21 protein-coding genes and 1 pseudogene are annotated in these 17,919 nt (G+C 39.6%); 11 read left to right on the top strand and 11 right to left on the bottom strand.

The genetic code is table 11. From position 1 onward, the window contains the following. The 3 genes from BLP52_RS14120 to BLP52_RS14730 all read right to left on the bottom strand — a co-directional run. Nucleotides 1-291 (bottom strand): transposase (locus tag BLP52_RS14120; protein ID WP_154717902.1); only part of this gene is annotated, 291 nt, incomplete at its 3' end. 293 nt (nt 292-584) lie between these two features. Then, entirely contained in the window at nt 585-986 is a 402-nt protein-coding gene (locus BLP52_RS14735; RefSeq protein ID WP_449405417.1) for a transcriptional regulator FilR1 domain-containing protein, read from the bottom strand. 33 nt (nt 987-1,019) lie between these two features. Continuing rightward, nucleotides 1,020-1,376 (bottom strand): hypothetical protein, encoded by a 357-nt coding sequence (locus BLP52_RS14730; protein ID WP_238380857.1) that lies wholly within the window; start codon nt 1,374-1,376, stop codon nt 1,020-1,022. A 412-nt stretch (nt 1,377-1,788) separates the two neighbouring features. Here BLP52_RS14730 and BLP52_RS14110 point away from each other — a divergent pair, with 412 nt between their 5' ends. The 4 genes from BLP52_RS14110 (at nt 1,789) to BLP52_RS14095 (ending at nt 4,863) form a co-directional block, all read left to right on the top strand. Then, nucleotides 1,789-2,061 (top strand): ORF6N domain-containing protein, encoded by a 273-nt coding sequence (locus tag BLP52_RS14110; RefSeq protein ID WP_091711127.1) that lies wholly within the window; start codon nt 1,789-1,791, stop codon nt 2,059-2,061. After that, a complete protein-coding gene (locus BLP52_RS14105; RefSeq protein ID WP_091711126.1) occupies nt 2,058-3,116 on the top strand; it encodes a PDDEXK nuclease domain-containing protein in 1,059 nt (352 codons plus the stop codon). The genes BLP52_RS14110 and BLP52_RS14105 overlap by 4 nt, the downstream gene beginning before the upstream one ends. Nucleotides 3,117-3,163: 47 nt before the next feature. Beyond that, the gene (locus tag BLP52_RS14100) at nt 3,164-4,198 is read left to right on the top strand and encodes a virulence RhuM family protein (RefSeq protein ID WP_091711125.1); all 1,035 of its coding nucleotides are present in this window, start codon (nt 3,164-3,166) and stop codon (nt 4,196-4,198) included. A gap of 86 nt (nt 4,199-4,284) precedes the next feature. Further along, a complete protein-coding gene (locus BLP52_RS14095) occupies nt 4,285-4,863 on the top strand; it encodes a flavodoxin family protein (protein WP_091711124.1) in 579 nt (192 codons plus the stop codon). 91 nt (nt 4,864-4,954) lie between these two features. Here the strand turns inward: BLP52_RS14095 and BLP52_RS14090 are convergent, their stop codons facing one another. Next, entirely contained in the window at nt 4,955-5,770 is an 816-nt protein-coding gene (locus BLP52_RS14090) for a metallophosphoesterase family protein (RefSeq protein WP_091711123.1), read from the bottom strand. A 257-nt stretch (nt 5,771-6,027) separates the two neighbouring features. After that, nucleotides 6,028-6,849: a metallophosphoesterase family protein gene (locus BLP52_RS14085; RefSeq protein WP_091711122.1), complete on the bottom strand. Its 822-nt coding sequence runs from the start codon at nt 6,847-6,849 to the stop codon at nt 6,028-6,030. Between the two features lie 300 nt (nt 6,850-7,149). On the opposite strand from BLP52_RS14085, the gene thrC reads away from it, so the two are divergent. From thrC to BLP52_RS14070, 4 genes are all read left to right on the top strand, one after another. Then, nucleotides 7,150-8,493, top strand: coding sequence for a threonine synthase (thrC, locus tag BLP52_RS14080; protein WP_091711121.1), 1,344 nt, complete (start codon nt 7,150-7,152; stop codon nt 8,491-8,493). 97 nt (nt 8,494-8,590) lie between these two features. Continuing rightward, the gene (locus BLP52_RS14075; protein WP_238380856.1) at nt 8,591-8,830 is read left to right on the top strand and encodes a DUF2769 domain-containing protein; all 240 of its coding nucleotides are present in this window, start codon (nt 8,591-8,593) and stop codon (nt 8,828-8,830) included. Nucleotides 8,831-8,939: 109 nt separating this feature from the next. After that, nucleotides 8,940-9,080, top strand: a complete 141-nt coding sequence (locus BLP52_RS14495; RefSeq protein ID WP_154717901.1) for a hypothetical protein — start codon at nt 8,940-8,942, stop codon at nt 9,078-9,080. 332 nt (nt 9,081-9,412) lie between these two features. Further along, nucleotides 9,413-10,387: a DMT family transporter gene (locus BLP52_RS14070; protein WP_091711120.1), complete on the top strand. Its 975-nt coding sequence runs from the start codon at nt 9,413-9,415 to the stop codon at nt 10,385-10,387. A 16-nt stretch (nt 10,388-10,403) separates the two neighbouring features. Here BLP52_RS14070 and BLP52_RS14065 read toward each other — a convergent pair whose 3' ends face one another. Then, nucleotides 10,404-10,805: a hypothetical protein gene (locus BLP52_RS14065; RefSeq protein WP_154717900.1), complete on the bottom strand. Its 402-nt coding sequence runs from the start codon at nt 10,803-10,805 to the stop codon at nt 10,404-10,406. Nucleotides 10,806-11,004: 199 nt separating this feature from the next. Here BLP52_RS14065 and BLP52_RS14060 point away from each other — a divergent pair, with 199 nt between their 5' ends. Further along, complete coding sequence (locus BLP52_RS14060) at nt 11,005-11,445, top strand: phosphate-starvation-inducible PsiE family protein (protein WP_238380855.1); 441 nt, start codon at nt 11,005-11,007, stop codon at nt 11,443-11,445. A 50-nt stretch (nt 11,446-11,495) separates the two neighbouring features. Here BLP52_RS14060 and BLP52_RS14055 read toward each other — a convergent pair whose 3' ends face one another. Continuing rightward, on the bottom strand, nt 11,496-13,556 hold the full coding sequence (locus BLP52_RS14055; RefSeq protein WP_091711118.1) for a methyl-accepting chemotaxis protein: 2,061 nt from the start codon (nt 13,554-13,556) through the stop codon (nt 11,496-11,498). Nucleotides 13,557-13,777: 221 nt separating this feature from the next. On the opposite strand from BLP52_RS14055, the gene BLP52_RS14050 reads away from it, so the two are divergent. Both BLP52_RS14050 and BLP52_RS14045 read left to right on the top strand, forming a co-directional pair. Then, a complete protein-coding gene (locus tag BLP52_RS14050; protein WP_091711117.1) occupies nt 13,778-14,485 on the top strand; it encodes a type 1 glutamine amidotransferase in 708 nt (235 codons plus the stop codon). A 26-nt stretch (nt 14,486-14,511) separates the two neighbouring features. Next, nucleotides 14,512-14,964, top strand: a complete 453-nt coding sequence (locus tag BLP52_RS14045; protein WP_091711116.1) for a hypothetical protein — start codon at nt 14,512-14,514, stop codon at nt 14,962-14,964. 25 nt (nt 14,965-14,989) lie between these two features. Here BLP52_RS14045 and BLP52_RS14725 read toward each other — a convergent pair whose 3' ends face one another. From BLP52_RS14725 to BLP52_RS14030, 4 genes and pseudogenes are all read right to left on the bottom strand, one after another. Beyond that, entirely contained in the window at nt 14,990-15,592 is a 603-nt protein-coding gene (locus BLP52_RS14725; RefSeq protein WP_238380854.1) for a PHP domain-containing protein, read from the bottom strand. A gap of 30 nt (nt 15,593-15,622) precedes the next feature. After that, a pseudogene (locus tag BLP52_RS14855) lies at nt 15,623-15,853 on the bottom strand (PHP domain-containing protein); the annotation flags it as partial. A gap of 183 nt (nt 15,854-16,036) precedes the next feature. After that, on the bottom strand, nt 16,037-16,372 hold the full coding sequence (locus BLP52_RS14035; RefSeq protein WP_091711114.1) for a P-II family nitrogen regulator: 336 nt from the start codon (nt 16,370-16,372) through the stop codon (nt 16,037-16,039). 10 nt (nt 16,373-16,382) lie between these two features. Further along, a complete protein-coding gene (locus tag BLP52_RS14030) occupies nt 16,383-17,579 on the bottom strand; it encodes an ammonium transporter (RefSeq protein ID WP_091711113.1) in 1,197 nt (398 codons plus the stop codon). Nucleotides 17,580-17,919 lie beyond the last annotated feature (340 nt).

The following is a 17,919-nucleotide window of genomic DNA, read 5'->3' as shown; positions in this document are numbered from 1 at the left end:
ACATACAACATCCATTGAGAACTTACCTTCCTGGTAAGCAGAATCCCGAAGGGATTCCATAATCTTATTCCATACCCCTTCTTCTGACCACCATTTCAGCCGTCTCCAGGCAGTTGCCCTGGATCCATAAATTACTGGCATATCTCCCCACCTGCAACCAGTTATCAGGACAAAGAGTATGCCATTGATGACCTTGCGGTCATCAGCCCTCTTTCTCCCTGTAATGGGTTGAGGTGGTAAACGTGGCTTAATAAACTTCCATTGTTCATCAGAGATTTCTCTGAATTCCATTCATATCCCCATAATAAAATTAAAAGAAGTAGTATTTATAGTTTTGAGATGGGTTCAGAAATATAATATAGGTATGTTGATTATTGTAAAAGTTATCTTGATGAGGTTTATGGAATTTGGTAACTATTGTATAAACAGCAAACAAAGCTAAAGCAAGAAATGAAATTAAGAGAGTTTTATAGTTATCATACCCTTAAATATGGGTCCAATGTAAAAAATGAAGGCACATTGATTGTTTATAATTGAAAATGTAGTCAAATGTGCTCCATTGTTTATCATTACTAAAAAATGGTTTATAAGTGATCATTGTAGTATTCAAAGAGTCGTTCCCCCCATCTAATTGCTTTTGGATTAAAACTGATTAATCCATTTGTAATATCATATCTTCCTGTTTCTTTTCTAGCTAAAGTCAATGATAAACATTTATTCGTTACAATAAGTCCCATTTTGAAATTTTTATCAATACTATTGAGTTTAAAAGTATCGCAATTATGTAGTAAATTTAACTTTTCCGAATAAGGATGTTGTTTCAATATCTCGGCAACCTGAGGTGTAATTATTATGTTGACTGTAACACCTTCTAGTACTTTTTTTGATATACATTCTGCATATTCTTCTGTAGCAATAGAGGATATTCCAAGTATGTAATCAGCTTCTTCAATCATTTGAAGATTGGTTTTGTATAGAGTATAAATATTTATATCTGTGTCGCAGATTATTTTAGAATCCTAGAGGTATTCGATCTCGTTTAATAATGATACTGGGATTGTTTCAAGATAATGATCTAACCAAAATTGTTTATGTTTGTTGATTGTTCTCATCATTAAAAAGGAATCTGCAATTTTAAATGCCACGATTTTACCTATTGAAGTCAGAAAAAAGCCCTCTTTTTTTGCTTCAATTAATGATTCTAATTTCCTAATTTTTGGAATTAGTGCTTGTGATGTGCTTCCTGTAATGTCACGCAGTTGGGAAAGTGTCTTCGTTTCCTCATTTAATGATAAAATAATTTCTATTATGAGCCTTGAGCGATATAACGTTTGAATATCTGTTATTGTTTCTTTATAGCTTTCAAATATACTCATATGCTTTGTCCTTTAAATCGTTGTTATATACGAAATTGTTCAAAGTTTAATACATGAAGGTAATGGTTGTATAATGGATACAATCAATATGTATCAGCTTGTGAATATTTTAAGCATGCTTGTGAGTTCCATTTATCTTATTAATGTTTTATGGCCATCGTATAAACTAAGTTATGATAATGGTCATAATACTTAGTTTATACAATTTGACACAAAAGATGTACTTGCGGAAAACGTAGACTTATCTTTCATTTATCAATCCACACGCCACCAATAACTTCCACCACATTCTTTTTTAGATTTAACCTACAATAACAATCCACAAAAAGAGGAAACAACCATGAAAGTAGTCGCTATAAACGGAAGTCCACGTAAAAAAGAAAACACAGCAACAATGCGGAGCTAAACATCCATGAATGAGAACAACCTTTCCGGCAACCAGTCAGATTTTATTCTCTACATCTCAAATGACGGGGACATCCAAAGTAGGATCTATGCCATTTGTGGTGTTCAGGCAATGATTGACCGTGACCTTGCATCACTTTATGATGTAGAAAAGAGTTTACTCAATAAGGTTGTGATCTCCGGTGAAGACTATGGTATCGCAAAATGCGATACCTTCAAAACAGTTTCTCATTACAATGCAGTTGAGATGCTCACAAGGCTGGGGGAGATTAAGGTATGAGTTATAAGGATGATACTGATACGAGTAAACTCTTTTATCTTGACAAAAACTATTCAGCATGGCTAAATGAGCTGAAAAATAAAGTTAGATTGGTTCAGATAAAAGCAGCAGTTAAAGTTAATACTGAGCTATTGGAGTTTTACTGGGAGCTTGGTGCGGATATTGTGGAAAAGCAGGCTACTGCGAAGTGGGGTGATGGTTTTATGTCCCGGCTCAGCCACGATCTAATGGCAGAATTTCCTGACATGAAGGGTTTTTCAAAAAGAAATCTGGAACTTATCAAGAGGTGGTACTGTTTCTGGTATGCACAGGATGAAATTGCGAAGCAACTTGCTACGCAAATACCATGGTGGCATAATGTTGTTATTATTACCAAAACCAAAGACATCGACGAAGCTATTTTTTATGTCCAGAAAACAATTCAGAACAACTGGTCAAGATCAGTTCTGACTCATCACATTGAAGGTGATTTGTTCAAGCGTGAAGGCAAAGCCATAAACAATTTTAAGGTAACATTGCCCGAACCTCAGTCTGATCTAGCAATAGAAACTTTGAAAAATCCATATAATTTTGATTTTCTGGCGTTAACAGAAAAACATAATGAAAAAGAACTGGAAGATGCTTTGACAGTCCATATTACTCGTTTCCTGTTGGAGTTGGGTGCTGGTTTTTCTTACCTGGGAAAACAATACAAACTTGAAGTTGCCGGGGATGAGTTTTTTGTTGATTTGCTATTCTATCATGTCAAACTACATTGTTATGTTGTAGTGGAACTAAAGACAGTCAGGTTTAAACCGGAGTTTGCCGGCAAGCTTAATTTTTATGTGTCGGCTGTAGATGAAATATTAAGATCAGAACTGGATAATAATTCTATAGGTATCCTTATCTGCAAATCAAAAAACGACACGGTGGTGGAATATTCCCTAAAGGATATTCATAAACCGATTGGTGTGAGTGAATATGTGATTACAAAAAACCTGCCGGATGAGTTCAGATCATCTCTTCCAAGTATTGAGGAGATAGAGGCAGAATTAAGTGAAGTTGATGATTCTTGAGATTTCAAAAAGAAGGAAACACAGCAGCAATGCGGAGATAAAAACCCATGAATGAGAACAACCTTTCCGACAAGCAATCAGATTTCATACTCTACACATCAAATGATGGAAAAGTAAAGGTCGACGTTGTACTGAAGGATGAAAACGTCTGGCTTACCCAGAAAGCTATGGCCGGTTTGTTCGGGGTAAAAGTGCCTGCCATTAGCAAGCATCTGGCAAACATCTATGAAACCGGAGAACTGGTGAAAGAGTCAACTATTTCCATTTTGGAAACGGTTCAAACAGAAGGAGACCGTCAGGTCAAGCGGCAAAAGGAGTTCTACAACCTTGACGCAATAATTTCGGTAGGGTATCGCATAAATAGTGTCCAGGCAACCCAGTTCCGTATCTGGGCTACTCAAACCCTGAAAGAGTACATCATCAAAGGTTTCGTCATGGATGATGATCGACTCAAACAGGGGAAGCAGGTTTTTGGAAAGGACTATTTCGAGGAACTCCTTGAGCGTATCAGGGAGATTCGTGCAAGCGAGAGGCGGTTCTACCAGAAGATTACCGACATATACGCTCTCTCCGCGGATTATAATAAAAACGCACCGCAAACAAAGGAATTCTTTGCTACGGTACAGAACAAGCTTCACTGGGCAATCACCGGGAAAACAGCCGCAGAGATCATTTATGACTCTGCTGACGCAATAAAGTTACACATGGGCCTGACAAACTGGAAACAGGCGCCCGATGGGAAGATACTGAAATCTGATGTCACAGTTGCCAAGAACTACCTCGGTGATGCCCATATCCAGGAACTCAACCGTTTAGTCTCTGCATATCTCGACCTCGCAGAAAACCGCGCACAGCGCCAGATACTAATGAAAATGCAGGACTGGAGTGAATTCCTGCATAACTTCCTGGAACTGTCCAGCTATCCAATATTGAAAGACAAAGGCAGGGTCAGTGCACTGGAAGCAAAACTGAAAGCTGAACAGGAATATGAAGAATACCGGGTAACACAGGATACTACTTACATCTCCGACTTTGACAGAGAGGTCCGTCGCATCATGGAGAGTAAGGATGAATACAACTAAGCTCATTGAGTCCAAAATCACTTATAACAACTTACAATATTCATCTAGGAATAATTAATTTAAAATCACAAAAAGAGGAACTAACCATGAAAGTAGTCGCTATAAACGGAAGTCCACGTAAAGAAGGAAACACAGCAGCAATGCTGAAAAGACTCACATCCAAACTCGAAGCTGAAGGGATAGAAACTGAAACTATCAATATTGGCGGTAAGAAGGTTCACGGATGTACAGCATGTATGAAATGTTTTGAGAAAAAGAACAATCTTTGTGTCTTTGATGATGATGGCATCAACGAGTGCATCACAAAGATGAAGGATGCTGACGGAATTGTGATCGGTTCACCAACTTATTTTGCTGATGTGACAACCGAGACCAAGGCACTCATTGACCGTGCAGGATATGTATCTCTTGCAAACGGCGGGTTCCTTGCAAGGAAAGCCGGTGCGGCAGTTGTAGCAGTTCGAAGGGCGGGTGCGATACATGCTTATGATTCCATCAACCATCTATTCGGAATCACCAGCATGGTAACCGTGGGGTCATCTTACTGGAACCTTGGTATAGGACTCAACCCTGGAGATGTCAATGAGGATGAAGAAGGTATGAGGACAATGGACAACCTTGGAACTAACATGGCATGGTTACTCAAAAAAATCAAATCCGAGTAAGTATAAATCAAAATTAAGAGAAAGATCAAAGTTGAAGTCAAAGTTTAAATTGAACCTGAATTTCAAATAAAAAAATCAATGGAATCTAAGCCTATGGCTTAAATTCCTTCAACCTCACTTTATCATCATCAATTTCGATGTATTCAAGTGCTTTGTTATCTCCGAATCCCCAGCTTCCGGTATTTGCAACCCTGTTCCTTTCATCAACATAAGCCAGGTGAGTGTGACCGTATACCAGATACTGGTCAGGACGCACATTCAACAGGAAATGTCTTGTGTTTGCAGCTGCAAGCTCCATAATGGGTTCAATAACATAATGTCGGTTGTATTTACCAATCCTCTTTTCCGGTGGCTCCATCATTGATTTGAGTGCGGATTTTGGTTCACTTGGGAACCTCTTCAGCGTATCCCAGAAAGAACGCTTGGACTGGATCTCTTCCCATACCATCTCAGCAGCATTGCCTGCATCGTCGCCTGCAAGGCACATGTGTTCGCTGAAAGCCTCATAAGTTGTCATTGATTTGTAGTATGGGTTGCATAGCACCTCAAGCTGATATCCGTGGAAGAAGAAAAACTCCTGATCTTTGCTCTTAATGACCTCATGCTTCTTCACTTTGAACGGGAAATTCTCTTTCAGCACCTCACTCATACGAAGCAGATAGAAATCATGGTTACCAACAACGTAATGGACCTCCGTTTCGTCCAGTATATCATTCAATATGGTCAGGGACCTGGAACATTCTATCACAGCTTTTGTGAAATCTCTTCTCCATATATCGATTATGTCTCCAAGGAGAACAAGGTGCTCTACATCCTTATTTCTTAGTTCCTCTATAAATTTAACAAACTCCTTTTCCTTTGCCCCTTTCATACCCAAGTGTACATCTGAAACGGCTATTATTGACATCTATTACCCCCATATTTTCAACAATACCAGATCGTAGTTATTCTCTGGTAATTTCTGATAAGAATTTCATTTTAAAAGCTTATCTTTTTTTTGGCGACAGTAATTATAAATTCATAAATCTGGCCCGTATAATGAATAAGAAATCGATAATATATAGTGGCTCATTTTGAGGTCTCCATTGAAACTTATGTGAATACAGAAAGCGCCTCAATTTGCCAATTCCTGAACTTTCTCTGCATAGGCGATATTCAAGGCCTTCAACTAACGGGTTGAAAATCCTTCAACTCTACCCTGTCATCGATAATTTCGATATATTCCAGTTTCTGTTCATCGCCAAACCCCCAACTTCCGGTATTTGCAACCATTTTGTCATCATCTACGTATGCTTCATGGGTATGTCCGTAGATCAGGTACTGCTCAGGGTGCACGTCTAACATTAAATGTCTGGTGTCTGTGCTTGCAAGCTCTCTGATAGGTCTAAAGATCTTTGTCTTCTGGTAGTCCCTTATCCTTATTTCAGGTGGCTGTCTCATGGACATGATTGCAGACTTTGGTTCCTTCGGGAAATTTTTCAGGCTACTTAATAACGAGCGTTTAGAAAGCATTATGTCCCATAGTTTATCGGCTGCAATGCCCGTGTTATCTCCGGCAAGGCACATGTGATCGCAGAAACTCTCATACATTTTCATGGATTTGTAATATGGGCTACACAGCACTTCCAGCTGGTATCCGTGAAAAAAGAAAAATTCCTGTTCCTTGCTCCTTATCACCACTTGTTTTTCAATATTGAATGGCAAATAGTTTTTTAAAGCACCATCAAGGTGAAGGAGAGAATAATCATGGTTCCCTGCGATATAATGGATCTGAGTTCCCTTCAGCATCCTGCTTATGTAGGTCATTGTTCCTGAGAAGTCCGTAACCGCTTCTGTGAAATCACGTCTCCATATTTCTATAATATCGCCCAGCAGTACAAGATGTTCTATCTCCCTGTCCTTCAGATATTCAATGAAATCGGTAAATTCGTTTTCTTTTGCTCCCTTCATACCCAGATGAGCATCAGAAACAGCCACTATTGTCATAAATTCATCCTCTTGATCCTGCACAGGAATTAAATTTAGCAGAAACCTGTTCACGCATTACTTTATATATTTTTCTATCAAAGGTAGAAACAACCATGTGATGTTCTGTATATGCAACCCCGAATATATTATGAAGGCACTATTTTTATTTTTATCTGTATCGGAGTATTCTTATGTTTTAACAGTCCTATAAGCATTTGCTCAATAGCAAGGTATTCATACTTATTTATCCTTTAAAGTTCATAATCTGGTTTATATTATAACCGTATTTATTCCTATCAACTTAAATTCCTGATTAAAATGAAACTCTACAGCACAAATCTTAACGCACCGGAAGTAAGCTTTCAGGAAGCTCTCATCACCGGACTTGCACCGGACCGCGGGCTTTACATGCCTAAGAGCCTGCCAAGCTTCTCAAAGGAAGAGATCGATTCCTTCAAGGATGCTCCTTATTCTGAGGTCGCTTACAGGGTACTGAGCAAGGTACTTGAAGGCGAGGTAGATGACGAGTCACTCAAAGCCATCACCTATGAAGCTTACAACTACGATGTTCCGCTCGAACAGGTGGACGAACAGACCTATATCATGAGACTTGACAGGGGGCCAACTGCATCCTTCAAGGACTTTGCAGCCCGCATGATGGCAAGACTCATGCAGTATTATCTAAACAAAGAGAACAGAAGCCTGACCATTCTCACTGCAACATCAGGTGACACCGGCAGCGCAGTTGCCGATGCATTCTATGGTCTTGACAACATCAAGGTCATCGTACTCTTCCCGACAGACGAGGTATCCGACCGACAGCGCAAACAGATGACCACACTTGGCAAGAATATCACCGCCATTTCAGTTGACGGTAAATTCGACGACTGCCAGGCAATGGTAAAACAAGCATTTGCCGATGAGGATCTCAAACATCTGAATCTTTCATCAGCAAACTCAATTAACATTGGTCGTCTTGTTCCTCAGTCCATCTACTACATTTACGCTTATGCAAAACTCAGAGATTATCCTGAGGAGATAATCTACTCCATCCCGTCCGGAAACTTTGGTAACATGATGGGTTGTGTCCTGGCAAGAACCATGGGAGTTCCTATCAAGAAGATAATTACGTCAGTTAATGAGAACGATGAGGTTCCAACTTTCCTGAGCACAGGCAAGTACAGTAAGATAGTACCTTCAAAGAACTGTCTTTCCAATGCAATGAATGTCGGTCACCCAAGCAACCTTGCAAGACTCATCGCCATTTATGGTGGTGTCATGGATGAGCAGGGTAACATCAGCAAAGAACCTGATATGGATAAGCTCAGAAATGATATCTATTCCACCTCCGTAACCGATGCTGAAACAAAGGAAACCATCAAGGACATTTTCGAAACTTACAACGTCCTTATCGAACCACATGGTGCAGTAGGTGTAAAAGGACTTCTTGAATTCAGGGCACAGTCAGGAGATAACACACTTGCAGTAACTCTTGAAACAGCAGATCCTGCAAAGTTCCCGGAACATGTCAAAGCCCAGACTGGCGTTGAACCAGAACTTCCGGATAGTCTGAATAAGGTTGAATCAAAGGATGAGTTTATGGATTATCTTGGAACAGAGTACCCTGCTTTCAAGAACTATCTTCAGGAAAAGCTAGGATAAGCTTTTCTTTATTTCCTTTTTTTATTGATTAGGATTACACAATTTTGTTAATTATTATTAGTTTGTATCATTCTATTCTTCGACAACAGGTGGTATTTTGACAGATAATGATTCATGCATTCCTGATAAACGTGGAAAATATTTTGGGATCTGCACTTCCTATCACCATTCTAAAGGTTGTAATTGTCCAAAATGTCCTTCTTGTCCTGAAAAAGAAAAGTTCATGTTCTGTTCTAAGGGTGCATATCCGGGAATGGAAAAGAAAGGATGTTTGTGTCAGGAATGTATAATTCATAGTAAATTCGGTCTTGAAGGTGAGTATTTTTGTTCTGAGTAAGCTCTTTTCTTGTTCATTAGGCACAGCTACAAATCTCCTCATTATTATCATGCTCATTATATATTATAGTGTAGATATATTTATATAGTAGTAAAAAGAACTATGAATTGTGGCAAGAACTGCCAGTCAGAAATTGCCAGACGAAATGTACCATATAAATGTACGATATGGACTTCATCCCAACAAACTCCGTGAAAACGGAATTGGATTGCACGGAAATGTAGGCACGATACATCCCCTCAGTATCTAAAAACGAAATAATGCCTGCATTTCACCCTCTCTAAAGATGAAGTGGAGTATGAGCGGTCATAAGGGGAACAGGTGGGGGCACCTGAGTGGGGAATTGGAGTATGAGCGAAAGGGACGCCATTTCGGTTTGACCGAAGTGGCGTGGTTATTGTCTTTTTATTTCCTTCTTTTCTTAAGATTCTTCTGAAAAATGCTTAATAATGTTTTTACTGATATTGAATCTATTTATTTAAATTTAATTGTTTATTTCTATCTTAAAACCATTTATATTCTCTAATTATTTATCATTTCAGATTGTTTTAAATATAATGGTGTGCTTTCAGCAAAGCCTCTATGAAAAGCATTAAATCCGGCAAATACTCTTATTTAGAGCTTATAATTTCATGTACTGTATTTGGAGCTAGTGGAATCTTTCTTAATCATATATATAACATGCAAACAGTATCTATTATATTCTACAGGCTTATTTTTGGATTTGTACTCTTATTGGCATATTGTATCTGTGCTAAAAAGTATAATATGCTATATATTCACAAAAAAAAGCGTTACATTATTTTAATTGCCATTTTTAATGTTCTGACACTATATACTTACTTTAGTTCCATCAAATATGCTGGAATTTCAATTGCAGTACTTCTACTCTATACTGCACCAGTTTACGTGACACTTCTGTCTCCTTTATTCCTGAAAGACAAGATCACAAAACGCGGAATTTTCTCACTGCTTATTTCCGTATGTGGTATTTTGCTTGTGGTTCTTCCGGGAAGCACTGCATCTGTTAATGCACAGCTTTTTACAGGAATAGTATTGGGTATACTCTCTGGTCTCTCATATAGTGGAACTATAATGACTGTAAGTTACCTGAAAGATGAATACTCCGGCCTGACACAGCTTTTCTGGTCAACTTTTATCAGCCTGCTAATACTTTTGCCGTTTGGAAGCAGGGTTAAGGCAGATGTTTTGATACCAAATCTGTACGTTCTGTTCCTCTTTGGCCTTATAACAACAGCATTTGCTTCAGTTCTCTATCTGAACAGTGCTTCAAAAATCCGGGCCCAGACTGTCAGTGTCCTTGCATTACTTGAGCCTGTAAGTGGTATTATCTTTGGTTTTGTATTCCTGCACGAGCCAGTTTTTATGAATACGATACAGGGATGTTTTTTCATACTACTTGGAGCATCGATACTTGTATTGGAACCCGGGAAACTTAACCTTCAGAGAAAAGCCTATGGAAAGATCTCTATCATGGGCAGGATCTATCCTGTTTTAAGTTATTTAACGGCATCTTCGCGTTTAAGAAAATGGTAAACTGGAAATTATAAAATCATTTCCTGCTGAAGAATAGAGATATTCCAATTATTGCAATGAATGGAACTACAATTGTTGGGAATTCAGGGATTTCCTCGCTATCGTTGTTGTCACCATTGTTCCTATCATTGTCATCATTTCCAGAAGCCCCACCACTTATAGCTGATGCTGTGCCATTGCCTCCGGACACAATACTATGTCCTTCGTGTTTCCACCATCCTTTTTCCTCACTCAGAACATTATCAGGTGTGGACATCAATGGACTTTGATCTGCAGACTGGCTCATATTTGTGAAGTTATCTGTTAAGTTATCATCACCACTCATGCCAGGGTAACTATTTTCCCGGGGAAAGAAAAGACCGGTCAAAAAAAGCAGCATCATTAAGCCGATAAAAACATGATACGCGGTAATTTTCACTTGAATTCCTCACACGAATGGTATTATTTGTTTCTTTGTATTTTCCTTATATTGATATATTAAATATATCTTTTCCCGTATACTATTTACTAAATTATGTTCCGTAAGATAGAAACTACTTTATGCTGGGATTACCAACTGTTATAATATCCATTATCGGTAGCGCATTATATATTTCAATAGGTGTGGAGGCTATGTTTTGCTCATCAAATACATAAACAGATTCCAGACATTCATAATAAAAATAATAATGGTCATGATGTCATTTGTCATCTTAAGTGCCATGCTGGAGATTACATGGATACTTGTCACTGATATTTTAACTCCACCTTATCTATTGATAGGTGTGGATCAGATTCTGGATATATTTGCTCTCTTTTTCCTGGTTATCATAGGAATAGAGTTACTTGAAACAGTAAAGATGATTATCATTGAATCATCCATGAATGTTGATGTCATAATTCTGGTAGGTATTACTGCAATCGTCAGGAAAATATTGATAGTCGATCTGAAAAATACAGATCCTTTATTTCTAGTGGGAATGGGAGTTCTCATCATTGCCCTTGCAGGAACATACTATCTTGTTGTGAATTCTGAAAAGGAGTTTAAATGCAAACTTGATATGGATGATGAGCATTAGTTGCAGAAATTGACAAGGACTTGTTCATAAAAACAAAAAAGAAGAAGGGATTATTCTATCCCTTCAAATTCTTTTTTGAATCTGAATCTTTCCAGTTTTATTCTGAGAGCTTCAGAAAGCTCGTTTAGCTCTCTTGCTGCATCGGTGAACTCTGTCATGGATGCAGTCTGTTCCTGCACTGCTGCTGATACTTCCTGAGTTCCCGCGGCTGATGCCTCTGAGATGCTGGAGATATCTTCAATAGATGCGGTAACTTCCTCTATGGATGCAGATTGCTCCTCCGCAGATGCTGCAATGTTCTGCGCCATTCCTGCTATTTGAGCACTGCTTTCAACGATCATTTTAACAGCCTCGACCGTATCGTGAAGTGACTCTGCTCCGCTGGCAATAGTGCCTGTGCCTTTTTCTACCGAAATGACAGCTTCTTCAGTTCCTTTCTGGATCTCCTGGATGAGATCAGATATCTGTTGTGCGGCATGTCCTGAATTTTCGGCAAGTTTGCGTACTTCATCTGCCACAACCGCAAATCCTCTGCCATGTTCTCCTGCCCTTGCAGCCTCAATAGCGGCATTCAGTGCAAGAAGGTTTGTCTGGTCTGCAATATTTGTGATAAGTTCTACGATCTCACCAATCTTCCTTGATTTTACATCCAGTACACGAATCGCATTTGCAGAATCTCCTGCAGAACTCTGGATATTGTTCATCTGCTGGAGCAGCTCTTCAGATCTCTTTCCAAGCTCCTGTATAAGTTCACTTGCAGACGTTGCATTTTCTGCAGCCACCTGTGCGTTTGATGCTATTTCCTGAACATTGTAGGTCATGTCAGTCATTGCATGTGACGTTTCATCTGTCTTCATGGACTGGCTCTGTGCTCCGGTGGCAATCTCAGAAATGGTGCGGGATATCTGATTAGCAACAGATTCCATTTCAACAGAAGAGCTAAGCATATTGTTTGAATTATCTGTGACCTTGCTCACACCCATGTCAATTTCCTGAACCAGATCTTTCAACCCTCCTGCCATTCTGTCAATAGCAGCTGACAGACGTCCGATCTCGTCCAGTGAGTTGTTTTCAATGTTCACAGTCAGGTCACCTTCAGCAATACGGTCTGCTGCCTCCATCATTTTATCAAGTGGTTCTGTTATTGATCTTGAAAATTTCCATGCTGCCAGTGAACCTGCAATTATAAGTACAACAATTGCTGCAAGCATCGTGTTTCTTATGTTCTTTGTTGCCTCTGTGAATTCATCCAGGTAACTACCGGAAGCGATTATCCATCCTCTTGGTTCGTAATAAGTATAAGCCATGACCTTCTGGCGTCCGTTCCATTCATAATTGATGTATCCTTCCTTGTTCTTGATCATTTCTTTTGCAAAATCATATTGATAGAGACTTTTGCCCTCACTATCAGGATGCATTATCAGATTACCTTCTGAGTCCATTATGTAAATATAACCTGTTGTTCCAACAGTTATTGCACTCATCTGTTCTTTCATCTGCTCAAGGAATGGTTCTTCAAGTACACCTACATAGAGAATTCCAATGGTTTTACCGGAATTATCCTTGATAGGTTCATAGGCAGTAAGATACCATGCATTAACAACCCAGGCTCTTCCATAGTATGTCTCTCCCTGTGTTACAACAGCATCGTAAACAGGCTGGGATACTGTGGTTCCAACGGCTCTGCTTCCGTCATCACTAATTACATTTGTGGATATTCTTACTGCTTGTCCATTCTTCACCTGGAATACGGTTGCAGTCCCGCCAACCATGTTTTTGATCTCATCAACGATCTCAAAATTATTGTTGACAACATAATCATCATTGAGAACCATTTTTCCGTCGATGATCGCAGGGTTTCCTTTAGAGTAAAAGACTCTTCTGGCAACTTCCAGGTCGCTATTGACCTTGTTCTGTGCAAATGTCAGGGTTGATTCCACATAGTTTTTCTCGATCTGTACTTGTTCTTCCAGGTTGACCTGGGTTTCATCGGCTATACTTGTCTTTGCCTGTCCGTATGCATAACTACCAACAAGCAACACTGGTATAATAGTGGCTATCAGTGTAAATATTATCAATTTTTTTCCAATAGGAATGTCCTGATATCTCATGTTTTTTCTTCCGTATATTATTCAGTGTTCATAGGCATCCATTAAGTTCCTGTATATACATCAACATGAAGTTATTAATATATAAATAAACCTATAAATGCCTGCTATTTTGTGTATCAATAGCAGCATTTAGTCAAAAACACAGGAGACCCTTAGTTTCAGGAGGACTCACTCTCCCAAAAAGGTTTAAATCCGTAAGTTCCATTCGGGGTAGAGTCATCATGAATATCTATTGTCTTGTTCATCTGGATTTTGAGACCCTGGGAAACATCAGGGACTGGGCATGTCAAAAAGAGCATTCTATTTCCATCATCATGCCTTCTGTGAATCATATTTATCCTGACCCCGGTGAGGTCGATCTCCTTATTATCATGGGTGGTCTCATGAGCGTATATCAGGAAGATGAATATCCGTGGCTTAAACAGGAAAAGGAATTCGTACGCTCTGTTATCGTCTGCCAAAAAGCGGTCTATGGGATATGTTTCGGTGCTCAGATGCTTTCAGAGATACTTGGTGGAAGTGTAAGTCGTAATCAGTATAGGGAGATAGGATGGCATAAAGTTAGAAGCCTTGATGAATTTGCTAAGAATGTCCGGCTTTTCAATGTACAGAATGAGCTTGCTGTTTTCCAATGGCATGGTGATACATTCACACTTCCTCCGGGATGCAGAAAGCTATTTGAAAGTGAGGCCTGTCATGAACAGGGTTTTATTTATGGAGACAAAGTACTGGCCTTACAGTTCCATCCTGAAGTTGATGCCGATTGTGTGGGAAGCCTGCTTGAGAATTGCAGCTCAGACCTGACAGAAGAAGGTAAGTATGTATCAGTTGAGGATGAAATAAGAGGACGGGATGACCTGCTGGAAGCTTCAGCAAAGCTAATGTTCTCAATACTTGACTGGTTTGAGGAAATGATAGAAAACACTTAACACTAAGATTGCTAGTAGGTTGTATCATGCAGGAAGATATCGGGCATATGAGGAAGTTATGTAAAACACGTCCTCTTCGTTATTCTGATCTTGATTACCTGAAAAAAGGTTCAACGGCATTTCTTAATGAAAACGGCTATTCAAATGCCCAGATAGCAGAAGCTCTTGATCTGGACGAAAGAGATGTTGAGAACAATCTTAAAGGAACAGGTTTTGCACTTGATTACAAAAAAATCTCTCCTTTTGAAGATAAAATACCTTCCAACATAGGAGATACTATTGTTATCTGTGTTCCATCATGGGGCAATGAAACTCAGGACCATAGCATAAAAGCAACTGTACTTCACTGTGTTCCCAGAGGCAATAGCTGCGGTCTATCAGTGTCTCTACTTGAGGATGCAAATTTTGAGATACCTCTTTATGGTAAAGCCAGGAAAGGTAGCGAGATAGTTGTCCCTGTGGACTGGGTTTCAAAGTAAAACCAACTTTAGTTTTATATCAGGCTCATGCAATGGCTTTCTCGATAATGTTACTGTTGTAGTTGTTACAAAGAATTCCCGAAATATCACTGAATAGTTCTGCTGTATAACTATTATAGTCACCAAGCTGGCAGCGTCCAGTTCTGTTAATTCCGTGGAAATCAGACCCTCCAGTCATGATCAGTCCCTGTGCAGAGCACAATTCGTACATTGTGCGTATCTGATCCTTGCTGCTGTTTGCATAAAATACTTCAAATCCATCCAGCCCGCATCTGATAAGTGATTCTGACATATAAGGAAGCAGTGACAATCTGTTGCATTGTTCCAGTGTCCTTAGTATATGGGCACATACAGCTTTCCCACCGGCTTTGTGGATCGTCCTTATTGCTTTTTTAGCAGGGAATTTCTCCATTGTAATGTCCAGAGGTGAATCTTCTGACAACCACATATTGTGGAAATTATAATTGCTCATCTCTTTATTGATCACAGATAAAGCGACATCATGTTTTGTGATTATTCCCTTTGTGTTCTCCATAAAAGAATAATCAATTTCTATATCGTGTGACTCCAGTGCAGAGCAAACTTTTGTGCAATAGTTTTTTGCATTTTGTTTTGCATGATCTGTCATTCTGAGAAGTTTATTATCATCCGGATCGAAATTGTATCCAAGTATGTGTATTTCTATGCCTGAATGTTCTGTTTCCGTAGTAAATTCGATACCTGGAATAAGAGTTATTTTTTGCTTATCACATTCCCATCTGGCTTCAGACAGTCCTTCGACAGTGTCATGGTCTGTGATACTCAGGATCTTTATTCCTTTGTTCTTTGCCAGTTTTACTAGCTCTTCCGGGTCAAGGTCACCATCGGAATAGCATGTATGTGTGTGCAGGTCTGCTAAATTAGCTATAATTTCACCTTCGTAAGTCTCAGTGCCTTTGCATTGAAATAAGGTAATATATAATTAATCTACATATAATATAGTGTTCATGGAATCTATATATTGGTAGATATTGCAAAAAATGGGTAAATATTACAAACAAAAAATAAGAGGGATATGAGGAGTAACCTCATATCATTCGGATACTATTTCATCGTCGTTCCTGATGGCAGCAACGATCTCAACAGGATAGACAAAGATCTTACCGTCACCGAATTTGCCGGTTCTGGCACTATTTCTTAAGATCTCGATAATTGGTCTGACATCCTCGTCGCCGACAACCATTTCAATCTCAGTTTTAGGGATCATGTCTACTTTGATCTGCTTACCTCTGTACTGGAGACAGATTCCTTTCTGTGCGCCACGACCCTTGACCTCTGTCACGGTCATTGCAAAGTAACCTTTCTCTTCCAGTGCTGCCTTTACATCTTCCAGCTTTTCCGGACGAATTACTGCTTTTACTGTCTTCATTCATACCACCTCAGGCTGTTGTGGATTCTCCATGCTGGGAGATATCAAGTCCAACATATTCTTCTTCTTCGGTCACACGCAGTCCCATTGTCTTGTCAATTACAATGGCAATTATGTAGGTCATAACGAATGCGTAGATCATTGCTACTGACGCATCGAAGAATTGTATAAGGAACTGGTGTGTGTTTCCGTAGATAAGTCCGTCTGTTCCACCAACTGCCGCGCTTGCAAATATTCCTGTTGCGATTGCGCCCCAGAATCCTCCCATTCCGTGGACTGCCCATGCATCAAGACTTTCATCAAGTCCCTTTTGTACACGGAAAAGAAGAGCTCCATAACATAGAAGTCCTGCAGAACCACCGATTATAATAGCTGCCATTGGTCCGACAAAACCTGAAGCCGGTGTGATAGCTACAAGACCTGCGACTGCTCCACTGATAAGACCCAGGGAACTTGGCTTACCTTTTATCCATGATGCAAGCATCCAGGTAATAGCTCCTGCTGCTGCGGATACATTTGTGACTACAAGTGCATTTACTGCAATTCCATCTGCTGCAAGTGCGCTTCCTGCGTTGAATGCGAACCATCCGAACCACAGCATTGCACCTCCAAGGAGAGTTGTTGTGATGTTCTCTGCTTCCATGCTGTACTTTCCGAAACCAACACGGTTGCCGATCACAAGTGCAAGTGCAAGTGCACCGAATCCGGAACTGATGTGAACAACAGTACCACCGGCAAAGTCAAGAGCACCAAGCTCTCCTGCCCAGCCGCCTCCCCATGCCCAGTGGGCAAGTGGATCGTAGACGATTGTTGTCCAGAGTACACCAAGGACCATAAATGAACTTAATTTAACACGTTCTGCCACACCGGATGTGAGAATTGCCAGTGTGACACCTGCGAATACTAGCTGAAATACCATGAATAACATGTCCGGGATGCCGTTACCGTCAAGACCTACGCCTGCAAGGCAGAGATGGTCAAGTCCTCCGATGAATCCTGAAATATCAGAGCCGAAGGAAAGTGTGTATCCTATTGTAACCCACTGGATACTTACAACAGCAAACGAAATGAAAGCCATAGCTATCATGGAAATAATGTTTTTACTACGTACCATTCCGCCGTAAAAGAGCCCGACCCCTGGGGTCATGAGCATTACCATAGCGGTACAGATGATTATAAAGGCTGTGTCTCCTGCATCGATTGCCACTTAAATCACCTGTTTTTGTAAAATGTATTCTGCGTTCAGTTCCATAGTTCCACCTATGTTTAAATAATGTAAATCGGATGTCTGCAATACTCTTCCCCTTTCCTACTCACAAATATTTATAACTATCGATAAGATATGTCATTTTTTGATTATATACAAGGTTTCTAGTTTCCTGGAAATACCAGATAATGTGGTTCTATCATGACATCAAAAGAAGCAATTATGGAAATAAGTCATTGTGTGATAGTACTCACATTAAAATTGGGTTTAAGGACAGGAAGAACTGAATATTCAGAGTTGTGAATGGAAAAGGTATTGTATTCATTCTCCAATTTCTTTT

Source organism: Methanolobus vulcani (assembly GCF_900100715.1).
GTDB classification, from domain to species: Archaea; Halobacteriota; Methanosarcinia; order Methanosarcinales; family Methanosarcinaceae; genus Methanolobus; species Methanolobus vulcani.
This window is presented reverse-complemented; position numbering and strand designations above follow the sequence as displayed.

Excerpts from the sequence above, each read along its gene's own strand:
- BLP52_RS14730 (WP_238380857.1), bottom strand. The coding sequence starts at position 1,376 with ATGAGTATATTTGAAAGCTATAAAGAAACAATAACAGATATTCAAACG.
- BLP52_RS14110 (WP_091711127.1), top strand. The coding sequence starts at position 1,789 with ATGAATGAGAACAACCTTTCCGGCAACCAGTCAGATTTTATTCTCTAC.
- BLP52_RS14105 (WP_091711126.1), top strand. The coding sequence starts at position 2,058 with ATGAGTTATAAGGATGATACTGATACGAGTAAACTCTTTTATCTTGAC.
- BLP52_RS14100 (WP_091711125.1), top strand. The coding sequence starts at position 3,164 with ATGAATGAGAACAACCTTTCCGACAAGCAATCAGATTTCATACTCTAC.
- BLP52_RS14095 (WP_091711124.1), top strand. The coding sequence starts at position 4,285 with ATGAAAGTAGTCGCTATAAACGGAAGTCCACGTAAAGAAGGAAACACA.
- BLP52_RS14090 (WP_091711123.1), bottom strand. The coding sequence starts at position 5,770 with ATGTCAATAATAGCCGTTTCAGATGTACACTTGGGTATGAAAGGGGCA.
- BLP52_RS14085 (WP_091711122.1), bottom strand. The coding sequence starts at position 6,849 with ATGACAATAGTGGCTGTTTCTGATGCTCATCTGGGTATGAAGGGAGCA.
- thrC (WP_091711121.1), top strand. The coding sequence starts at position 7,150 with ATGAAACTCTACAGCACAAATCTTAACGCACCGGAAGTAAGCTTTCAG.
- BLP52_RS14070 (WP_091711120.1), top strand. The coding sequence starts at position 9,413 with ATGAAAAGCATTAAATCCGGCAAATACTCTTATTTAGAGCTTATAATT.
- BLP52_RS14055 (WP_091711118.1), bottom strand. The coding sequence starts at position 13,556 with ATGAGATATCAGGACATTCCTATTGGAAAAAAATTGATAATATTTACA.
- BLP52_RS14050 (WP_091711117.1), top strand. The coding sequence starts at position 13,778 with ATGAATATCTATTGTCTTGTTCATCTGGATTTTGAGACCCTGGGAAAC.
- BLP52_RS14045 (WP_091711116.1), top strand. The coding sequence starts at position 14,512 with ATGCAGGAAGATATCGGGCATATGAGGAAGTTATGTAAAACACGTCCT.
- BLP52_RS14725 (WP_238380854.1), bottom strand. The coding sequence starts at position 15,592 with ATGACAGATCATGCAAAACAAAATGCAAAAAACTATTGCACAAAAGTT.
- BLP52_RS14035 (WP_091711114.1), bottom strand. The coding sequence starts at position 16,372 with ATGAAGACAGTAAAAGCAGTAATTCGTCCGGAAAAGCTGGAAGATGTA.